The 1064-nt window shown below is 62.6% G+C and carries 1 protein-coding gene and 1 pseudogene; both read right to left on the bottom strand.

The features are described from left to right. Positions 1-403, bottom strand: a pseudogene (locus ACV1FX_RS41680) (tail fiber domain-containing protein); the annotation flags it as partial. Beyond that, on the bottom strand, positions 403-1064 hold a 662-nt coding region (locus ACV1FX_RS41675; protein ID WP_473123277.1), incomplete at its 5' end, for a phage tail protein. The gene ACV1FX_RS41675 and the pseudogene ACV1FX_RS41680, both read right to left, overlap by 1 nt.

The following is a 1064-nucleotide window of genomic DNA, read 5'->3' as shown; positions in this document are numbered from 1 at the left end:
CCGCGGCAAACTGACTGCGGACGTTGTTGGCAGCATCCGTACCGGCCTGACTGAGCGCGGCCTGCACTGCCGGCGAACTCAAGGTGCTGTAGTTCGGGTCAACGTAGGGCGACATCCCCGACTTGTAGGCGTCGAAATTGGACTGCAGCGCACCGTTCTGCGACGTCGCACCCCCGCCGTTGAGCAGGCTCGTGGCAACGTTGCCGACTGCGGGCGCATACGGATTGCCAGCCTGGCCATTCGCCGTGAGCTGACCGATGGCGCCGCTCTGCGAGGACGTGAGGCCGCTGTTCGAGATCATGGGCGATATCTGCCCGAGGATCTGATTGAGCATCGGCTGGGCCGCCGCCCACGGCTGCGTGGTGCTCTGTTGCGTGGTGGTCTGCGATGAAGTTCCGCCCATTAGACGACCCTCAAAATCTTGTTCACGATGATGGTGGGCGGCACGATCGAATGCGCGTTGCCGCCGGTATTGTTCGACGTAGCCGAACCGTTCAGCGTGCCGCTGACGGACACTGCGGCAGTACCTTGGGTCGACGGATAGTTGAACCCGAATCCACCGCCGCCGGTCGAACTGGGAGTAAGGCCCTTGTCGACGTTTTCAGTCGTAGCGCCCGTCAGCGTGCCGCTGACAGACACCGAAGAGTTGATGCCCGTCGGCAGTTCTCCCAGCGTCAGTGTGTGGGACTGAGCGCCGCCCGTATTATAGATCGAGGTGGACCCGCCAAAGTAAGCCGCCGTAAGCCGACCAGCGGCGCTCCCGCCCATGTTATCGGGGCTGGCGACAAAACGTCCGCGCAGATCGGGAACGTTGAACGTCGTCGAGCCGTCCCCGGCGCCATAGTTCGTTCCAATGAGCGCGAACAGCGTTGCGTACGTTGCGCGCGAGATGGCCTGCCCAAACGGAAGAACGAAGCTGGAATTTGGCGCGGTCGGGCCGATGTAATCGAGCATGCCCCCGAGCGGCACATTGTAGGGATTGCCGTAGAAGCCTTGCAGATAGAACGCGCCGTCCGCGTTGTTATAAAGCGCGGTATAGGGGGTGCCCTGGATGAGGACGCCGG

This window comes from Bradyrhizobium ingae (assembly GCF_055791185.1).
Note: the sequence above shows the minus strand (reverse complement) of the source record. Positions and strands in the feature narration are given on the sequence as shown.